This is a genomic window from Vibrio sp. 1249-1 (assembly GCF_033340495.1).
This window is the reverse complement of the sequence record NZ_JAWOWJ010000443.1, coordinates 1-748: the sequence shown is the minus strand read 5'-3', so window position 1 is coordinate 748 and position 748 is coordinate 1. Positions and strand designations below refer to the sequence as shown.

Annotated in this window: 1 protein-coding gene; it reads right to left on the bottom strand. The window is 67.9% G+C overall.

The window, feature by feature from the left end; all coding sequences use genetic code 11:
- A partial coding sequence (locus tag R7Z50_RS26890) for a protein-disulfide reductase DsbD domain-containing protein (protein ID WP_318149668.1) occupies positions 1 to 678 on the bottom strand: 678 nt, incomplete at its 3' end.
- Between the last annotated feature and the right edge of the window lie 70 nt (positions 679 to 748).

Sequence of the window (748 nt, the reverse complement as noted above, 5' to 3'; positions counted from 1 at the left end):
CATCCACAGCCCCTCGGTGCCTTGCACCCGAAAGCCGAGAGAATAGGGGCGCGGCAGCGAGGTGTCGTGGCACAGCATGATCGTTTCACCATTAGTGCAGCCGATCATGGTGTTGACCACATCACCCAGTGCGAATTTCACCTCGGCGTTGGGATGATCGGCAGAGCCGTTCTTGACGACATAATCATGCAGCCCGCGCGCCTTACAGCCGAAGCCGCCAGCGCCCGCTTCGCCCGGCAACGCGACCTTCAGGGTGCGGGTCTGCGGCGGGTAGCACACGCCGGCATCGGCGCAGCCCTGGTACTTCACGGTCAGGGTGGTCGCGCTCGCGCCGGCCGCGGGCGTGCCGGTGAGGGTGCCGAGCAATTCCTTGCGGTAGGTTTCGACGTCGCCGAAGAATTCGTCGCGGTAGGCCTTGCCCTTCGGCAGCGCCATGGTCGCGCCGGTGACGGCGGCATCGGCCTTGACCGAGGTGCGGTGCCGGTACAGGTAATAGCCGTCGGCGATCCGCCAGCGCACCTCGATGCGGTCCGGCGCGGTGGCCTGCGCGGACAGGACGAAGACCTCGTCGACCGGCGGCAGTTCGAAGTCCTGGGCGACGGCCGAGGTCGCGGGCAGCGCAAGCAGCAGGGCGAGCCCGGCCAGCCAGCGGCGCAGGCGGATCGTGGATGCGGTCATTGGCTCAGTTGACCGGTCGGCTCTCGGCGGCCAGCCATTGCAGGTATTCGGGCAGGCCGGACGCGGCTTC